The 16813-nt window shown below is 65.8% G+C and carries 14 protein-coding genes and 1 pseudogene; 5 read left to right on the forward strand and 10 right to left on the reverse strand.

Annotated elements, in window-relative coordinates; all coding sequences use genetic code 11:
• Window positions 1–24: 24 nt before the first annotated feature.
• A pseudogene (locus FQU96_RS39150) lies at window positions 25–888 on the forward strand (methyltransferase domain-containing protein); the annotation flags it as partial.
• Here the strand turns inward: FQU96_RS39150 and FQU96_RS39155 are convergent.
• Genes FQU96_RS39155 through FQU96_RS39165 form a run of 3 tightly spaced genes read right to left on the reverse strand, consistent with a single transcriptional unit; the run spans window position 889 to window position 2554 of the window.
• Window positions 889–1515, reverse strand: a complete 627-nt coding sequence (locus tag FQU96_RS39155) for an SMI1/KNR4 family protein (RefSeq protein ID WP_146546866.1) — start codon at window positions 1513–1515, stop codon at window positions 889–891. It abuts the pseudogene before it with no gap.
• Complete coding sequence (locus FQU96_RS39160; protein ID WP_146546867.1) at window positions 1512–1967, reverse strand: Rrf2 family transcriptional regulator; 456 nt, start codon at window positions 1965–1967, stop codon at window positions 1512–1514. Before FQU96_RS39160 ends, FQU96_RS39155 begins: the two co-directional genes overlap by 4 nt.
• Window positions 1964–2554, reverse strand: coding sequence for a GNAT family N-acetyltransferase (locus FQU96_RS39165; protein ID WP_146546868.1), 591 nt, complete (start codon window positions 2552–2554; stop codon window positions 1964–1966). The genes FQU96_RS39160 and FQU96_RS39165 overlap by 4 nt, the downstream gene beginning before the upstream one ends.
• A 121-nt stretch (window positions 2555–2675) precedes the next feature.
• Between FQU96_RS39165 and boxC the strand changes: the two genes are divergently transcribed.
• Window positions 2676–4349: a 2,3-epoxybenzoyl-CoA dihydrolase gene (gene boxC, locus FQU96_RS39170; RefSeq protein ID WP_146546869.1), complete on the forward strand. Its 1674-nt coding sequence runs from the start codon at window positions 2676–2678 to the stop codon at window positions 4347–4349.
• 246 nt (window positions 4350–4595) lie between these two features.
• Window positions 4596–6014 (forward strand): benzoyl-CoA 2,3-epoxidase subunit BoxB, encoded by a 1419-nt coding sequence (boxB, locus tag FQU96_RS39175; RefSeq protein WP_218575055.1) that lies wholly within the window; start codon window positions 4596–4598, stop codon window positions 6012–6014.
• A 485-nt stretch (window positions 6015–6499) separates the two neighbouring features.
• Here the strand turns inward: boxB and FQU96_RS39180 are convergent, their stop codons facing one another.
• A complete protein-coding gene (locus FQU96_RS39180) occupies window positions 6500–6928 on the reverse strand; it encodes a DUF1810 domain-containing protein (protein WP_146546871.1) in 429 nt (142 codons plus the stop codon).
• A gap of 290 nt (window positions 6929–7218) precedes the next feature.
• Between FQU96_RS39180 and FQU96_RS39185 the strand changes: the two genes are divergently transcribed.
• Window positions 7219–8787, forward strand: coding sequence for a benzoate-CoA ligase family protein (locus FQU96_RS39185; RefSeq protein WP_255468842.1), 1569 nt, complete (start codon window positions 7219–7221; stop codon window positions 8785–8787).
• Between the two features lie 75 nt (window positions 8788–8862).
• Here the strand turns inward: FQU96_RS39185 and FQU96_RS39190 are convergent, their stop codons facing one another.
• Complete coding sequence (locus tag FQU96_RS39190; protein ID WP_146546872.1) at window positions 8863–9456, reverse strand: hypothetical protein; 594 nt, start codon at window positions 9454–9456, stop codon at window positions 8863–8865.
• A 666-nt stretch (window positions 9457–10122) separates the two neighbouring features.
• Between FQU96_RS39190 and FQU96_RS39195 the strand changes: the two genes are divergently transcribed.
• Window positions 10123–10503 (forward strand): DUF6180 family protein, encoded by a 381-nt coding sequence (locus FQU96_RS39195; protein WP_146546873.1) that lies wholly within the window; start codon window positions 10123–10125, stop codon window positions 10501–10503.
• Between the two features lie 247 nt (window positions 10504–10750).
• On the opposite strand, the gene FQU96_RS39200 is transcribed toward FQU96_RS39195, so the two are convergent.
• The 5 genes from FQU96_RS39200 to FQU96_RS42965 form a co-directional block, all read right to left on the reverse strand.
• Window positions 10751–11911 carry a hypothetical protein gene (locus FQU96_RS39200; protein ID WP_146546874.1) on the reverse strand — a complete coding sequence of 387 codons (1161 nt, stop codon included), beginning with the start codon at window positions 11909–11911 and terminating at the stop codon, window positions 10751–10753.
• 29 nt (window positions 11912–11940) lie between these two features.
• Complete coding sequence (locus FQU96_RS39205; RefSeq protein ID WP_146546875.1) at window positions 11941–13140, reverse strand: serine protease; 1200 nt, start codon at window positions 13138–13140, stop codon at window positions 11941–11943.
• Window positions 13141–13148: 8 nt separating this feature from the next.
• Window positions 13149–15536: a hypothetical protein gene (locus FQU96_RS39210; protein ID WP_146546876.1), complete on the reverse strand. Its 2388-nt coding sequence runs from the start codon at window positions 15534–15536 to the stop codon at window positions 13149–13151.
• A gap of 633 nt (window positions 15537–16169) precedes the next feature.
• Window positions 16170–16439: an iron chaperone gene (locus FQU96_RS39215; RefSeq protein WP_218575056.1), complete on the reverse strand. Its 270-nt coding sequence runs from the start codon at window positions 16437–16439 to the stop codon at window positions 16170–16172.
• Complete coding sequence (locus FQU96_RS42965; protein WP_255468843.1) at window positions 16436–16558, reverse strand: hypothetical protein; 123 nt, start codon at window positions 16556–16558, stop codon at window positions 16436–16438. The genes FQU96_RS39215 and FQU96_RS42965 overlap by 4 nt, the downstream gene beginning before the upstream one ends.
• Window positions 16559–16813: the final 255 nt, after the last annotated feature.

Below are 16813 nucleotides of genomic sequence, written 5' to 3' on the forward strand. Positions count from 1 at the left end.
CGATCTCGAACCTGGCCAGGGGTCGACATCGTCACCGCGCCGGGGACCGACATCCCGCTGCAGGACAATGCCGTCGACGTGGTGGTCGCCAGTTCGGTGTTCGAGCACGACCGTCTTTTCTGGCGAACGTTCGCGAATATTTGCCGCGTGACCCGGCCGGGCGGCTACGTCTACATCAACGCGCCGTCCAACGGACCTGTGCATGGCTACCCCATCGACTGCTGGCGGTTCTATCCCGATGCCGGCATCGCCCTGCAGCAGCTCACGGCAGGCGAGCCCTGGTCGGTGCGCCTTGTCGAGTCGTTCGTGGCCGAACGGCAAAAGGACGGCTGGAACGATTTCGTCGCCGTCTTTCGCCGCGACGGCGGCGACAGCCCGCAGCCGGCAGCACGCCTGCATGAGCACACGCCTTGCCGCAACATCTACGATGCGACCACGGGCGAGCGGCGAAGCGTCGAGCCGAGTCCCGAAGATGTGCGGTTACTGGCGACGAGTCATGCACACGCCGAGGCCCAGGCGCAACAACTGGCGACGTGCCACGCACACGCCGAGGCCCAGGCGCAACAACTGGCGACGTGCCACGCACACGCCGAGGCCCAGGCGCAACAATATGCCCTCGACACTGCGGCTCATGATCAGCGCCTGGCGGAACTCGAACTCGCGCTTGCGGCAGCGCAGGCGACGGCCGAACAGCGCGCCGGCGAGATCGCTTACCGCAACGATCAGATCGCGCAGCTGACAACGACGAACGGCTATCTCAAGGGTGCGCTCAAGACTCTCTCCCAAGAAATCGATGCATTCAGATCCAGTTGGACAGGCCGCTTCTCCGGCCTGTGGAATGCATGGTCGCGGCGCCCGTCCGCCGGCACACTGACAAACCGTCACTGACTATGGCGCCCGGATCGTGAAGCCCGGGACGGGGCGGCGTTCGCTGTAGCCCGGGTGGTACATGTCCATGAACAGGACCGACTTGGTGCCGCCGCAGTCGACGTCGTAGCCGTCGATGATCGTCGAGTATGGACCGACACCGAACGAGCCGACGCGCCGGAACGCCGGCGCGCTGCCGTTGGGACAGGCCAATCGCTGCAGGTAGGCATGCTGGCCCCGAGGCTGATGCACGCGCACCGGATTGCCGCGGCTACCCAGCGGCTGGGCATTGATGGTTTGCCAGTCGGGCGTGATCGTCTTGCGGCCCTCCAGCGCACTTTCAATCTCGATAGGGCCGGACGATTGCTGAGCCCTTGCAGGGGCGGCAACGACCAACGCGACGACGGCCACACCGACGCCGAACAATGCCCTCATGCGAAGCCTCCTCTCAGCCAAGATGACGGACCGCGAGACCGTGTCGGGCCACGTATACCGGACATAGCCGCCGTTCTGCTCGCGCAGCAGATCCAGGTACGCAGCAGGCAGCGTCACCCCGAGCCTGGCTTCGGCATCGTCGATCGCAGCCGCCGTCAACGGCGGCTGCAGATAAGGCAGATAGACGGGTACCCGCCAGACCGACACCGTCACGCGCCATCTCTCTGGTGCGGCTGCTCGCGCGCATCGCCGCGCACCGACGGCGGCACGCGCGTCATCTGGCGCAGCAGCGTCTCCAGGCTGATTGAGCGCAGGGTGGCCTCGGCGATCTCGTCGATCTCGCTCAGCACGCGGCCCAGGGCCTGGCCGACATCGGTGTCGTCGCCCGGCTCGGCGGCGCGGTTGCCGGGCTCGGTCTCGAACAGAGCGACCACGTCCATCAGCGTCGTGCGCTTGGCGTTGCCCGCGAAGCGATAGCCGCCGGCAGCGCCGCGTTCGGCTTCGGCGAGGCCCGCGCGTGCCAGGTCGCGCAGCACCTTGGCCAGGTGGTGCGCCGAGACGCCGAACATGCGTGCGAGATCGGCCGCCGACAGGCGCTGTGTCGGATCACGCGCCAGCTCCAAGGCCGCGTACAGCCCCAGCCGCGTGCCCATCTGGAGTTTCATGATTGGCTTCCCTGGGAGCGCGGGCCTCTGGCCCGCTCATGTCGAGCGAAAGCAGGGCTTTCGCCTGATGCGGGCGGGACGCCCGCGCTCCCGGGCTCATGATCGAGCTCCAGGTCGAGTTGCAGCGACGGACCGGCGGTCATGCCCTGGCTGCGGAAGAAGGAGAGGATCAGGTGATCGCGACGATCGACCAGGGTGCGCACGCGATCGACGCCGGCGGCGCGGAAGCGCGCCAGCAAGGTGTCGAACAGCTGCGTGCCGACGCCACCCAGCCGCAGCGTCTGGTCGACCTGGATGGCGAACACCCAGCCCACCGGCGGCGCGCCGAACTCCCAGGCGCGCACCTCGCCGATGATGAAGCCGGCCAGCGCCCCATCAGGCGCCTCCGCGATCAGGAACGTGCGGTCGGCCGTGCCGCCGGCATAGTGCGCCAGGGCCCATTGCCAGTACGATGCCTTCGCCACCCCCGTGATGCGCTGGTCCATGGCCATGACCCCCGGCAGATCGGCCGGTTCGGCCGCCCGGATGCGCACACCAAGGACCGGCGTGGCCACCGCTTCCGCGCTCTTCTGCTTTTTCAACGCCATGGGTGCTCCACTGAGGCCCGGAAAGGCCGGTTGACAAGGTGGGCGAGACGGGCGTAGAAGTAAATACGTATTTGAGTACCGAATTACACAATTCACCAACGAACCATCGGGAGCGGACCCCATGGCAGGCAACGGGACAGAGCCCACGGTTGATTTCCGGACGGCGCCCGCGGGCTACAACCACTGGAAGCTCTCGGTGGACGGCCGCGTGGCGACCCTGGCGATGGACGTGCGCGAGGACGCCACCCTGAAGCCGGGCTACCGGCTGAAGCTGAACTCCTACGACCTGGGCGTCGACATCGAGCTCTACGACGCCATCCAGCGCCTGCGCTTCGAGCATCCCGAGGTTGCCGCCGTGGTGGTGACCTCGGCCAAGGACCGCGTGTTCTGCTCGGGCGCCAACATCAACATGCTGGGCGTGTCCTCGCATGCGCATAAGGTGAACTTCTGCAAGTTCACCAACGAGACGCGCAACAGCATCGAGGACGCCACCGAGTTCTCCGGCCAGGGCTACATCTGCGCCATCAACGGCACCGCCGCCGGCGGCGGCTACGAGCTGGCGCTGGCCTGCGATCAGATCGTTCTGGCCGACGACGGCAGCTCGGCGGTCTCCCTGCCCGAGCTGCCGCTGCTGGCGGTGCTGCCGGGCACCGGCGGGCTGACGCGCTTGGTCGACAAGCGCAAGGTGCGCCGCGACCGCGCCGACTTCTTCTGCACCGTGAGCGAAGGCGTGCGCGGCAAGCGCGCTGCCGATTGGCGCCTGGTCGACGCCGTCGTGCCGCGCAGCAAGCTCGACGAGACAGTGCAGGCGCGCGCCGAGGCACTGGCAGCCAAGGCGGCGGCGGGCGCCGGCGCCAAGGGCATCGCGCTCAGCCCGCTTCAGCGCACCATCGATGGCGATCGCATCAGCTACCCGCACCTCGCCATCGAGATCGATCGCGAGGTGCGCGCGGCGCACTTCCGCATCCAGGCACCTGACGCGCCACCGCCGAAGGACGCCGCCGCGCTGCAGGCGCAGGGCGATGCGTCGTGGTCGCTCGCACTGTGCCGGGCGCTGGATGACGCCATCCTGCATCTGCGCCTGAACGAGGGCGAGATCGGCACCTGGGTGTTCCATACCGCGGGCGACGCCGACCGGGTCGCGGCCCACGACGCGCTGCTGCTGGACAACGCCGATCACTGGTTGGTGCGCGAGATCACGCTCTACTGGAAGCGCACGCTGAAGCGCATCGACGTGAGTTCGCGCAGCCTGATCACCCTGGTCGAGCCCGGCAGCTGCTTCACCGGCACCCTGCTCGAACTGGTGCTGGCGGCTGACCGTTCCTTCATGCTCGACGGCACCTTGGAGGGCAGCAACCTGCCCGAGGCCACGGTGCGGTTGACCGGCATGAACTTCGGACCGCTGCCCATGGGCAACGGCTTGAGCCGCCTGCAGAGCCGCTTCCTCGCCGAGCCCGAGGCGGCCGACGCGCTCAAGGCCGAGATCGGCAAGGACCTCGATGCCGCCACGGCCGACGAGCGCGGGTTGATCACGTTCACCCCCGACGACATCGACTGGGACGACGAGGTGCGGCTCGCCATCGAGGAGCGCGCCAGCTACTCGCCCGACGGTCTGACCGGCATGGAAGCCAACCTGCGCTTCTGCGGGCCGGAGACCATGGAGACCAAGATCTTCGCCCGCCTGACGGCGTGGCAGAACTGGATCTTCCAGCGCCCCAACGCGGTGGGGCCCGAGGGTGCGCTGCAGCTCTACGGCTCGGGCCGCAAGGCGCAGTACGACAAGGGACGGGTTTGAGGCACGAGTAGAGAGACGAAGAGAAGATTCACCACAGAGACACAGAGGACACAGAGGAACACAGAGAAGAAATGAGATTTGCGCGCCGGCGGTGCGCCAGAGGCATTCTCTGAGAGAAAGATTGCGCGCCGTTGGCGCGCCCTGGGTATCCCATGGTCGGTATCCTCTGTGTTTCTCTGTGTTCTCTGTGCCTCTGCGGTGAATCTTCTCTTCTTCTCTTCGCGATCGACGCACAGGAGGCTGATGATGGCCATCGACTACAGCGAGCGGATTCCCAACAACGTCGAGCTGTCGAGCGATCGCCGGCTGCAGCGGGCGCTGGAGGCGTGGCAGCCGCGCTTCCTCGACTGGTGGAAGGACCTCGGGCCCGACGGCACGCACGCCTATGACGTCTACCTGCGCACCGCGATCTCGACCGACTCCAACGGTTGGGCCAATTTCGGCTACGTGAAGATGCCGGAGTACCGCTGGGGCATCTTCCTGGCCGAGCGCGAGGCCGAACGCACCATCGCCTTCGGCGACAACAAGGGCACGCCGGCCTGGCAGGAAGTGCCGGGCGAGCACCGCGCCACCCTGCGCCGCCTGATCGTGACGCAAGGCGATACCGAGCCCGCCTCGGTCGAACAGCAGCGGCTGCTGGGCAAGACCGCGCCCTCGCTCTATGACCTGCGCAACCTGTTCCAGATCAACGTCGAGGAAGGCCGCCACCTGTGGGCCATGGTCTACCTGCTGCACGCCTATTTCGGGCGTGACGGTCGCGAGGAAGCCGAGGCCATGCTGGAACGCCACTCGGGCGATCCCGACAAGCCGCGCATCCTGGGTGCCTTTAACGAGGCGACACCGGACTGGCTGTCGTTCTTCATGTTCACCTTCTTCACCGACCGCGACGGCAAGTACCAGCTCGCCTCGCTGGCCGAATCCGGCTTCGATCCGCTGTCGCGCACCTGCCGCTTCATGCTGACCGAGGAAGCGCACCACATGTTCGTGGGCGAGACCGGTGTCGGGCGCATCGTGCAGCGCACCTGTGAGCTGATGCGCGAGCACAAGACCGACGACGTGCGCGCGCTGGGCGGCATCGACCTCGCCACGTTGCAGAAGTACCTCAACTTCCATTTCAGCGTCTCGCTCGACCTGTTCGGCCAGGAGGCGTCGACCAACGCCGCCAACTACTACACCGCCGGCCTGAAGGGCCGGTTCCTGGAAACCAAGATCGACGACGACCACAAGCTGGGCGACGCCGCCTACGACATCTTCGGCCTCGCGGACGGCCAGCTGGTGAACCGCAGCGTGCCGGCGCTGTCGGCGCTCAACGAGCGGCTGCGCCAGGACTACATCGACGATTGCGCCCGCGGCGTATTGCGCTGGAACAAGGTGATCGAGCGCGCCGGCATCCCGTTCGAGCTGAAGCTGCCGCACCGCACCTTCAACCGCCGCATCGGCGCCTTCGCCGACGTGCGCGTGTCGCCCGACGGCAAGGTGGTGAGCGAGGCCGAGTGGACGGCCAACGCCGGCCGCTGGCTGCCGACCGACGAGGACCGCGCCTTCGTGCAGTCGCTGATGGGCGCTGCCGTCATCGAGCCCGGCAAGTACGCCCATTGGATCGCCCCACCCGCCCGCGGCATCAACAACCAGCCCGGCGACTTCCAGTACGTGCGGTTCAACTAAGGGCGCGACGGAACCGACGATGTTGCCGAGTCCACGTCGTCGGCTGCCCTCCGGCCTGCTCCGCTATCACCCCGAGCGCCACGCCTGGATCTCTCGCTGCGCTCGGGACGACACAGCGTCTGGCCGCGTCCCCGGGGACATTTCGCGGGTCTCAAAACGCGTGACAACAATGACAACAATCACAACAAACAAATATCCGTGCGCGTGATGTCGGCTCGACTTGTCGTTTGTTACCGCACGCCATCATCGCCGTGACTCCTGTCCTGATGCAGCCTCCGGCAATCACCACGCCCGCCGCAAGGCGGCGTGCGGCCCATATGGGCACGCCCCAAGGAGCATCAAGGAGTCCAAAAATCGGCCCCCGAAAAAAATGGGCGTCAGGCTGTCATCCCGAGCGCAGCGAGGGATCTTTTCGCCAAGAGCGATCCCGGCAGCGCCGAAAGAGTCCTCGCTGCGCTCGGAATGACAGTCGCCAGACGTGCACCTCAGTACCGCTCGAGGAAGTCGAGCGTGTAGTCGCAGCGCGCGCCGTCAAAGTATTTCTGCAACGCATCGACGAAGACGGCATTGTCCGCCGCCACGGCGGCAAACAGGGTCATCGACGAGCGGAACTTCAGGTCGTCGGGCGTGCCGAGGATCTGCTGCGCCGTGCGGCCATCGATCGCCAGCACCAGCCGGGCGCAGTCGCGCAGCCGCGGTCCCAGGACGCGGTGCTTGAGGTACGCCACCGCTTCCTGGCGCGAGCCGATGGCAAAGTCCCAGGCGGTGCCACTGGTTCCCAGCCCTTTGACCTGCGGGAAGATGTACCACATCCAGTGGCTGCGCTTGCGGCCGTCGCGCAGTTCGGACAGGACTCGCTCGATGACGGATTCCTGCGCCTCGACGAAGCGCTGCAGGTTATACGAATCAGCCATGGCGGGCTCCAGCGTATGAACGATGTCAAGCGATCATACCCTCTCCGCCCACGACGTGGGGGGAGAGGGAGGGACCCGTCGCGCGCAGCGCGATGGGAGGGTGAGGTGGGTGCCTCACCCAGACGCGGCCTCGCCAGGAAAATCTCGTCAGGCTCCAACACCCACCTCACCCTCCCATGCCTTCGGCATGGGCCCCTCCCTCTCCCCCCGCGGTCGCGGGCGGAGAGGGTTCTTGCCCGAACCGTGGCAAAGACTTAACGAATCCCCAACAATCCATCGGAGGCAGCGTCATGGCAGGGCGGATGATTGGAAACGTCACGATCGGCGATGACGGTACGATCACGATCCCGGCGTCGTTCAATGTCGCCGTGCCCTTCATCGATCGGCATGTCGCGGAGGGCCGCGGCGGCAAGGCGGCGATCCGCACGACGGGCGAGACCGTCACCTACGCCCAGCTGGCGCAGCGCGTCGATGCCACCGGCCGTGCCCTGCTGGCGCTCGGCCTGAAGCCCGGCGATCGCGTGCTGATGGTGGTCAAGGACTGCCCGGCATTCTTCCATCTGTTCTGGGGCGCCATCAAGGCCGGCATCGTGCCGGTGCCGCTGAACACCCTGCTGCGCGCCGCCGACTACGCCTACATGATCGACGATTCGGGCTGCCGCCTGGTCGCCTACTCGCCCGAGTTCGCCACCGAGGTCGAACCGGCGCTGGCCCAGCTCGGCGCCAAGGCACCGCCGGCGCTGAAGGTGACCGACGACGCCAGCATCGGCGCCGATGCCACCGGCCCGGCGCTCGCCCCGCATCCGGCCAAGCCGACCGACGACTGCTTCTGGCTCTACTCCTCGGGCTCGACCGGCCGGCCCAAGGGCGCCGTGCACCGCCAGCGCGACATGGTGGTGACCAGCGAGCTCTACGGCGTGCGCACCCTGGGCGTCACCGAGGCCGACATCTGCTATTCCGCCGCCAAGCTGTTCTTCGCCTACGGCCAGGGCAACGCCATGACCTTCCCGTTGTGGGTCGGCGGCACCGCGGTGCTCGATCCGGCGCGACCGACGCCCGACTCGACCTTCGCCAACATCGAGGCCTTCCGCCCGACGCTCTATTTCGGCGTGCCCACACTTTACGCCGCGCAGCTGGCGGCGCTCGAGACGCGCGCTGTCGACTTCAGCTCGGTGCGCGCCTGCGTCTCGGCCGGCGAAGCGCTGCCGTCGGACATCTTCCGGCGCTGGCAGGACAGGACCGGCACCATCATCCTCGACGGCATCGGCTCGACCGAGATGCTGCACATCTTCCTGGGCAATCGGCTCGACGATCATCGACCCGGCACCTCAGGCCGCGCCGTGCCCGGCTACGTCGCCGAGATCCGCGATCCCGACGGCAGCACGGTGAAGCCGGGCGACAGCGGCCGGCTGTGGATGAAGGGCGAGTCGGCGGCTGCCTACTACTGGAACAAGCCCGAGAAGACGGCCGAGACCATGGTCGGCGGCTGGCTCGACACCGGCGACACCTACCGCCAGGACGAGGACGGCTATTTCATCTACGAAGGCCGCAGCGATGACATGCTGAAGGTCGGCGGCATCTGGTGCTCGCCGGTCGAGATCGAGGGCTGCCTGATCGGCCACCCCGCCGTGCTGGAAAGCGCCGTCGTCGGCCGCGCCGACGCCGACGGCCTGGTGAAGCCGCAGGCCTTCATCGTGCTGAAGCCCGGAAACGACGCCGGTGCCAAACTCACCGACGCGCTGATGGCGCACTGCAAGAAGACCCTGGCGCCCTACAAGTACCCGCGCTGGGTGGAGTATGTGGGGGAGCTGCCGAAGACGGCGACAGGGAAGATTCAGCGATTCAAGTTGCGGACCTGATGGGGGCGGCAGGGCTATCGGCCCTGCCGCGACGGGTGGACCGTCACTTGCCCCACCTGGAATCGTGGGTCGGTGCTACTTCCAGCCACCCTTGGGCCGCACCTCGAACTGCCGGGAGTCGAGCTGGAGCTGGAATGTCGTCTTGCCGTCCATCGTCGTCCACGCCAGGAACGCGACTTCCAGCGCCCCCATGTCGGACGGCAGATGCTCCTGGCGGACACTGTGCACGAAGGTCTTGGTCTCGCCGGGCGCGATCTCGATCAAGCCGGCAGTGCTGTCTTGCAGGTAGATCGGCTTGCGGTCCCCTATGATGAACGTGACCTGCTTGCCGGCCTTGTCGTAGACGTAGACCTGGGCACTGTTGATCTTGACCGGGCGATCGAACCTGCTGGTGATCTTGAATACCGCACCCGGCGCGCTGTGCCGGATAGTTTTCTCGAACTTGCCGGTGAACGTGGCCTCGAACGGCATGGTTCCTGCCTTGAGATTGCAGCCCGGCATGGAGGTGGTGGGCGTGCCGCCAAGTTCCTCGCACGATTTTACCGTTTGCGCGACTGACGGCGCGGCCATCATCGTCAGCACCGTCGACAACGTGATCACCGCGCCGATCGCACGGACCGCCAACGAGCCGGCACTGCGAGGTGTTGCCTTTCGCGTTTGCTTCTTCATGTGAACTCCCACGGCGATTTCATCCTGGCTCGCTCGCACGGACGCGCGAGCCTCATGCCTGTGCGGCACCGAAATCATCGGCACCACACCGAGACCGGCACTATAGAATCGAGCGTCCGGGCGTTCTTGGTCTGGAGCGAAACGACCTGCGCCAGGAGCGACATCGCGATCATTTCTGCCGGAACTTCTCTTCACCGAAGACGGATACCGGGAAAGGATCCAGAGCAGGTCACGTTCTGAAACGACTCAGCTGACAGCCTGTGATTTTTTGAGCCCACGCCTGTCATCCCGAGCGTAGCGAGGGATCTTTTCGGCCGCGAACAGCGCGAAAAACTGCTGAAAGATTCCTCGCTACGCTCGGAATGACAGCGCGCGGCGATGAGATCACAGCCTCTGAGCGCAGCGAATGATCCTGCGCTGTTGGCGTCAGCGCTATTGATGATCTCCCTTACCGGCATTGAGCGATCCACCGCAGGGTCCTGCAGCTGGCGGCCTGATACGCCGACTTCACGCGCCGCGCGGTACAGCCGCCAGGAGGCTGATGCGGCGGCGCACGGGCTGCCATATCCCTGCCGCAATACCTTTCCAGTGTCCCGCGCGTGCAATGTCGCACCGTTGCGACGGTCACATTTCCGCTCGCTCTGCTGCCTGATGAGAGATTTCTGGATGACACGTGCCATTCTGCTGCCATTTGCTGTCAGCCTCCTTGGATTTTCCGGCCCTGGCCTGGCCCAAAATGTCGATTTCAATTTGACCTATCATGTTGAACGTACACCCGCCGCACGACTCAGCATCGAGACCTGCAGCAACGCCGTGGCCCAGACAGCACGACAAGCCGGTCTGCGCGTTGATGTGAAAAACTATCCGGGGCAACTCGCTACCGTCGTTGGTGGACGCGATGGCAGCGGGGCATTTGTCGCGCAATGCATCGCTGTCGATGGCACGACGGTTAGCGTCATCCAGGGGATCGACTACCGGAAGCAGAAGGGATCTTTGGGCGAGTTTGCCGATCGGGCATTTGAGGCCGTGAAGGCCGCTACGAAGTAGCAAGCGCAGCCATGCGCACAGGCCGACATCGCTGACGCGGTGATCGGCAGTACCACTGTGCGAGGGCATCAACACGGCGCCGGCGCCCCCAAAGCCGGCACAGGAGGGCGCGGACGCCTTCTTGCCGCGGCGCGCCGCCAGAACCCGTGACTACCGACAGGGGCCTACACGATCCCTCGCCGCGCTTGGACCGACAATCGCGGACATCAGTCCGCGCGTTGCCATTCCGAGGTGGCCGGACAGCGGATCAATGGAACTTTGCCAGGGCGTCCTTGATCTGCTTGATCTTCGCTTTGGTATCGTCGGATTCGGCAGTCTGCTTGATCTGCTCGACGGCCTTGATGATGCGGATCGCGGCCGACAGGAAGGCGATCAGCTCGTCGACGTTGTCGATCTTGCCGTTGGCCAGCAGCTTCATCTTGTCGATCGCCTTGTCGAGATCGGCGAAAGCCTTGTCCTCGACGGCAACCAGCAACGCATCGTAGTCGGCGGCAGCCTTCAGGGCGGCTTCCAGCTTGGGTTCGAGGCCGGCCCAGAGAGCATCGAAGCAGGCGCGGAAGCGGGGATCCTCGGGCAACGCGGTGCTGTTCAGGCCCGGGCCGGCACCGCGCCAGGGACCGCATTTGCCGTCGTTGCCCGCCCTCAGCGCCCGCACGGCCTTGTCGAGCTCGGCGTGCTTCGCCTCGTAGGCCGTGTGCGCGACGGCGCGGTCGACGGCCAGGCGACGTTTCAGCATGTCGCGCAGGGCGGCGTTGCCGGCCTTCAGCTGCGCGACGCTGGCCTCGTCGTTGAAGAAGTTCGCCAAAGCCCGGGCACGCCGGATGTCATCGACCTCGGCGAGCGCGATCTGGCCGAACGTGGAGATCAGGCTGTAGAGCACCTTGGCCGCGCCCACCACGGCGGCGATGGATTCCGCACCCTCGGCGCGCGGATAGCGCGCCATCCACTTGTCGGGGCTGCGGTAGAGGGTCACGCACTCGCCCTCGGCCTCGGTGGCATCGAAGGCCAGGTCGGGCCGCACCACATAGCGCTCGCCCAGCTGCTTCACCAGGTCCTCGAACTTCTCCGGCGGCGGCGCGGAAATCTGCTTCAGGTTGCTGGCCGTCGCGGCAATGAAGTCGCGCTGGAATTCCGCGTTCTTCTTCGCCACCAGCGGCACGCACGCGAACCGCATCGCGGAGAACAGCTGGATGTTGGGTTGGCCGGCCTGCTCGACGACCGAGAAGACCTGCTTGCGCACATGCACGATCCGCGCGGTCGTCGCCGCGTTGTCGACCTCGATCTTCACCGCCTTGGACAGCCGGTCGTGCGCCTCGGCAAAGTCCGCGATGGGGCCCTTGTAGGCCTCGCGCGGCGCGCAAGCAGCCGCTGCCACCAGCACCGCCATGGCGGTGCCTGCTGTGCTCATCCTCATGTTGTCCCCCTAAACCCCAGTGTTTATTGCTTCAGTGCATCGACAATCTGCTTCTGAACCTTGGTGCTCGCTGTCTTCTCCATGTGCTCGATCACGAGAGGCCACGGTACGGCGCAGTTCGGCCGCGCCGACCCGAAGTAGTGGACACCGACCAGCTGCAACGTATCGCGGCGCAAGACGGGCGATCCGCTCATGCTGGGCTCGGTGTCGCAGTGATGCGCGACGTGGCCGGCGGGGCAGTAGGCGTTCTGCGCCGCGTACGCCCGGCATTCCTGATCGCGCGAGAGGTACAGGCCCGGCGCGAAGTCGCGATTCACGCCGCCCTGCATGCCGGAGCCCCACAGCGGCAGGTAGGCGCCGACGACGAGGTTGGCGTTGCCGCCGCCGAAATCCCGGGAGACGCGCACCGGCGCGCTGCCGGGAAACGCCGACGGCGTCATGACGACGGCATAGTCCAGCGGCCAGGGATGCGCCATCGCAGCCGTGCCGGTGCCGCAGAAAACCGGCATGGCGATCTGACTGCCGGCGCGCGCCGCCGCCGTCGGGCGCCCATTGCCGTCCAGGATCGCGGCACCGAAATGCACCCGGATGGTGGTCGACGGGTGCGGCGCGCACGTGGCGCCAACCTGAGGGCCCAGGCAATGCAATGCCGTCAGGTAGACGCCCGGGCTGATCTGCGATGCCGAACAGGCGATGCGATCGACGGGACTGGTGGTTTCGATGAAGGCGAGTGCCGGTGCGAACCGGGTGCGCAGATCGGCCGACCAGCTCGACACCGGATCGAGATTCACCTCGCCAAAGGGAAACAGGTTCGCCCCCGTCGGGCGCTGGCGCAGCATCGCCAGGTACCGTATCCGCGGCGCCGCGGCATTGCCGACAATCTCGACCGTTCCCGCCTGACGCACCGGTATTTCGATGACATTGCCGTATGCCAGGTACTGGCCCACGGAAGCGGCATCGATTGCGTATTGCTGCCCCGATGGCGTCGTGATTTCGATCCGCCAGTCGCCTTGCGGATCGGTCAACCCCACCAGCTCGAAGCGCTGGTATCCCGGCACGTCCTGCGGCGCCAACAGCACACGGGCCGGCCCGCTGGACGGCGTGATCGTGCCGCCTTTCAGAATGACGTCATAGCGTGCCAGTGCCTGGGCCCAGCCAGGGCCCGGCGCCATGACCGCCAGCACTGCGGCAGCGATCACCACCAGTATGGCACGTCGCCTCATCGCGCGGCTCAGCGGTACGAGAAGCTGATGGGAAACAGGATGTCGGTGTCCCTGATATCAAGGCCGACCGGATCCTTGTCCGTCTTGCGGCTCAGGCAGGCGGGCTTATCACCCTGCGCCATCTGCGGCGCGAGCGAGCAGCCATAGAGGTAGCGGTTGCGCAGGATGCGCACGGCCGGATACACGCCGCGTCCATTCCAGAAGACGGCAGACGCCACCGGATTGCCGCTGCTGTCCACGGTCATGCGCAACCTGAGCATCCGATTGAGCGGCACACAGACCGGGTCCGAACCCGTCGCCAGATTCTTCACCAGGATGAGGTAGGCACTGCCCTCCTCCATCTGGCACAGCCGTATCTTCTCCGTGGCGGTCGACAGACCGGTCTCGAAGTCGAACTTGACGCGCTCGACCGGCAGGCGGGCATCGGCGGCTTCCTGGTTGCTGGTCGGGCGTTGAACGAGCAGCTCCTCCTCGGCATCGATGGGGTTGATTGTCGGGAGCATCAATCGGGTCAGGTTCAGTTTTCCGAAGCGGACAACGTCCACCAGTTCGGGATCGTCGATGTCCGCCGTCGAAAAAAGGCGCGCCATGACGGCGAGCGGATCGGCATCCCGGTCATGATGCCAGTACAGGCCTGCGGCCGAAGCGGCCACCGCCGCGGCAAGCGACGATCCCGAGCGATAACGAAACACCGGCGCATCCTCGGCGAACGACGGCGTGATCAAGCCGTCGGCGGGCGCCGCGATCTGGGCGACACCCGGCCCCAGCAGGTAGTTGGCGCCGTCCGGCGTCAGCCGCAGCGGTTTGCCCGCCTTGGTCAATGGCGCCACGACAATGCCGGCATCGATGCGGCCCAGGCAGGCCGGCATGCAGCGGCAGCGCGCGGTCGCGAGATCGACACTCCAATCCACGCTCGATGCGTTCTCGGGACACTGGCCGCCGCTGTCGTGCGGCACGGACGCAAAGACGAGGTTGTTGTCCCCCTTGTAGAGACGTCCGTTGCCGACGGTCACGCCCAGAAGGTCGGCAAACTTCGCTTCCGCAAAACCGTTGGTGATCTGCAGCGGCAGCAGCCACAGGAACCGGTCGGCCAGCGGCGCCGTGATCGGAATGGTGCCCATATAAGGATACGCATACGCCTTTGTATCGGCGAAACGCGTTCTGGCGTGCGACAGGTCACCCACCGACAGGATACCGCCGGTCGCCGCAGCGATGCCGCCCGCCACCAGGCCGGCGACCGATACCGAATGGTCGAACGACGGCCGCGGCCCCTGGCAGCCGTCCGGCTGATAGCGGCTGACCGGCTGACCGCTCAGGAAGGGATGAGCCTTGAGCGCCTGCGTCTCCACGGCGCATTTCTCGCGGGACCAGCGGGAGGCGTCGACGCTCTTGCATTGCGCATCGTAGTTCTGGTCCAGGATGATCAGTGCCGTGCGGCCTGACCTGGTTGACGGCGGTGGATTGGGAAACGTGATCTGCTGGCGCAGGCGGGTCCATTCCTCGGTACTGCCGACCTTGTCGTACAACTCGGCCGCGATGCATTGATTGTGCCCATCACCGGCCTGGTGCAGGTTCTGGCCGCCGGGCGCCTCGTCGTAGACCGCAACGCGGCCATAGAAGCCGCTCTTGGGCGTGCGCTTGATGTTGAGGTCCTGTACAGCCGCCACCAAACGCTGACGTTCGCGCTTCTCAAGCGGCCCATCGATGACGACCGCGAAGCTGGTCACGCGCAGGACGATTTCCCATACGATGTTTTCCGGCGGGCATTTCGTGTTCGGCTTGAGCTTGGTGTTGTCGCACACCCTGCCGTGGCCATAGGGGCCACCCGCCTGGGGCACCACACGGACGAAGCAATCGTCGACCGACTGATCGGATGTCGCGTAGAAGTTCCAGCCGACGTGCACCTGGCAGATGCTGCGCTTGAGGTCCGTCGCAATATCCCCTGTACGGCTACTGATCTTCAATCCCGACACGGTTACGACACGCGTCGTCGGGATGGGCACGATCTGCAGCCGAGGCAGATAGAATTCGCCCGCGCGCCGACCGGCATCGCATCTGGCACGATCGCTGGCGAAGGCGCACACCAGTTGCGGGTCGCGGCGCTCCAGTTCGCCCCAGACACTCGAACCGGGCAGCAGGCTGAGACGTTCGCTTTCAGTCCAGAACGCGAGATCGCCCTGCACCTTGACGTCGCCGCGCACGGCAGCGGGCGCAATACTGGCGACCGCCTCGACCACGCGGGTAACCCCGCTCCTGACATCGTGAGGTCCGATGTCGCTGGTCACGATGAACGTCAGCGGTGCCGGCCGTTCCTGGGCCAGGGCGAACGCGGTGCTCGCGAGCACGCAAATGGCCGCGAGCAAGGATACGCGCTTTCCGTTTGCACGGAACTCCATTGGCGCCTCCCCAAAGCGCGATAGCCGTCGCATCTGCAACGCAAGACGACTACTGGCTGTTTTTTATAAAGCCCCCAATGTCATGCAATTCTTACTCGTATTTCTATTGACTATCCAACCGGAATTTGGTCCGGATTTATTCCATGTTTTGTCACGCATTTGGATGACAACTTGCCATCCACGCCATCTACTTACGCGCGGCACCATTCTTCGGCGGAGGAAATCGACGCCGCATCATCCAGGTGGAGGATGCAGTGGGTTGCAGCGACGTTTTTTGGTGATCAACGGGGAAAGCATGGTGCGGGTTCTACAACCCGTGAAACCCAGGTCTGCGCCATCACCGTCGCGGCGACTCCAGGCGAGTCACAACGGCGGAAAGCACACGTGAACGGCCGGCGCCGGCATCGTCACGGCGGCGGCGCAGATCGAGGATGATAAGCGGTCCGCAAGGGTGTGGCGGAGGCCGAGGGTTCGAGTACCCCACGCCACACGACGGCGGACGCCGCCGCTGGCTCCCTTGCGGATGGAGAACCGGGACGGTTCCCCCGACACATCGCTAGCAGAACACCGGCACCGGGAAATCCTCCAAACGGAGGAGGCGCGGCCATCCACCATCGGCAATCTGATCGGCGTCTAGCGCGTCTTGGTCACCTTCCGCTCTGGCGGCCTGGCGATCTCCTGAAGGCGCAGCCGGGCGATACGGTCGATCAGCTTCGCCGGCACCGGCTCGGACAGCGGGAATCGGATCGTGCCGCGGCTGATCTTGTAGGCGGCAAGCTCGGCCTTGAGCGTTCCGACGACATGATCCGTGGCGGGATAGAGCGAATAATGCTGCTTCCATCCGGCAAAGTAGACCACCACCCCGCCGGGCAGCCTGTATGCCGGGATCTGATAGGAGATCACCTCCTCGGCTTTCGGGATGGCCTTGCGGAGATAGCGCGCACGCGTTCGAGGGTACCGCGCACGGCCTCGGGCTGGGCGGCGATGTACTGGTCCACGGACTGGAAGTCGGTCTTGGCCATGGCTCCTCTCCATCCCCCGCGGCTGCCGTCACGTGCGTCTTTTGCAGGCGATTCTTCGCGCCGCCCGGGGTGCCTGCAGGCGAAGGACGAATGACGGCAGCGCCATCCGACAACGTCGGTCGGAATTTTCGGCCTCTCGCACTGCCACGTACGGCGCATGGCCTGGTCGGCGTCCGAGATCTGCCCAGCTGCCGCGGATCGCCTCGCACTGCAGCACGTCGCACATTGACACGATGAAGTGCGCGGCCATGTCTG

Source organism: Reyranella sp. CPCC 100927, from assembly GCF_007859315.1.
GTDB lineage: Bacteria > Pseudomonadota > Alphaproteobacteria > Reyranellales > Reyranellaceae > Vineibacter.

Excerpts from the sequence above, each read along its gene's own strand:
- FQU96_RS42965 (WP_255468843.1), bottom strand. The coding sequence starts at position 16,558 with ATGGCCAAGACCGACTTCCAGTCCGTGGACCAGTACATCGCCGCCCAG.
- FQU96_RS39200 (WP_146546874.1), bottom strand. The coding sequence starts at position 11,911 with ATGAGCACAGCAGGCACCGCCATGGCGGTGCTGGTGGCAGCGGCTGCT.
- FQU96_RS39210 (WP_146546876.1), bottom strand. The coding sequence starts at position 15,536 with ATGGAGTTCCGTGCAAACGGAAAGCGCGTATCCTTGCTCGCGGCCATT.
- boxC (WP_146546869.1), top strand. The coding sequence starts at position 2,676 with ATGGCAGGCAACGGGACAGAGCCCACGGTTGATTTCCGGACGGCGCCC.
- boxB (WP_218575055.1), top strand. The coding sequence starts at position 4,596 with ATGGCCATCGACTACAGCGAGCGGATTCCCAACAACGTCGAGCTGTCG.
- FQU96_RS39180 (WP_146546871.1), bottom strand. The coding sequence starts at position 6,928 with ATGGCTGATTCGTATAACCTGCAGCGCTTCGTCGAGGCGCAGGAATCC.
- FQU96_RS39205 (WP_146546875.1), bottom strand. The coding sequence starts at position 13,140 with ATGAGGCGACGTGCCATACTGGTGGTGATCGCTGCCGCAGTGCTGGCG.
- FQU96_RS39165 (WP_146546868.1), bottom strand. The coding sequence starts at position 2,554 with ATGGCGTTGAAAAAGCAGAAGAGCGCGGAAGCGGTGGCCACGCCGGTC.
- FQU96_RS39190 (WP_146546872.1), bottom strand. The coding sequence starts at position 9,456 with ATGAAGAAGCAAACGCGAAAGGCAACACCTCGCAGTGCCGGCTCGTTG.
- FQU96_RS39195 (WP_146546873.1), top strand. The coding sequence starts at position 10,123 with ATGACACGTGCCATTCTGCTGCCATTTGCTGTCAGCCTCCTTGGATTT.
- FQU96_RS39185 (WP_255468842.1), top strand. The coding sequence starts at position 7,219 with ATGGCAGGGCGGATGATTGGAAACGTCACGATCGGCGATGACGGTACG.
- FQU96_RS39160 (WP_146546867.1), bottom strand. The coding sequence starts at position 1,967 with ATGAAACTCCAGATGGGCACGCGGCTGGGGCTGTACGCGGCCTTGGAG.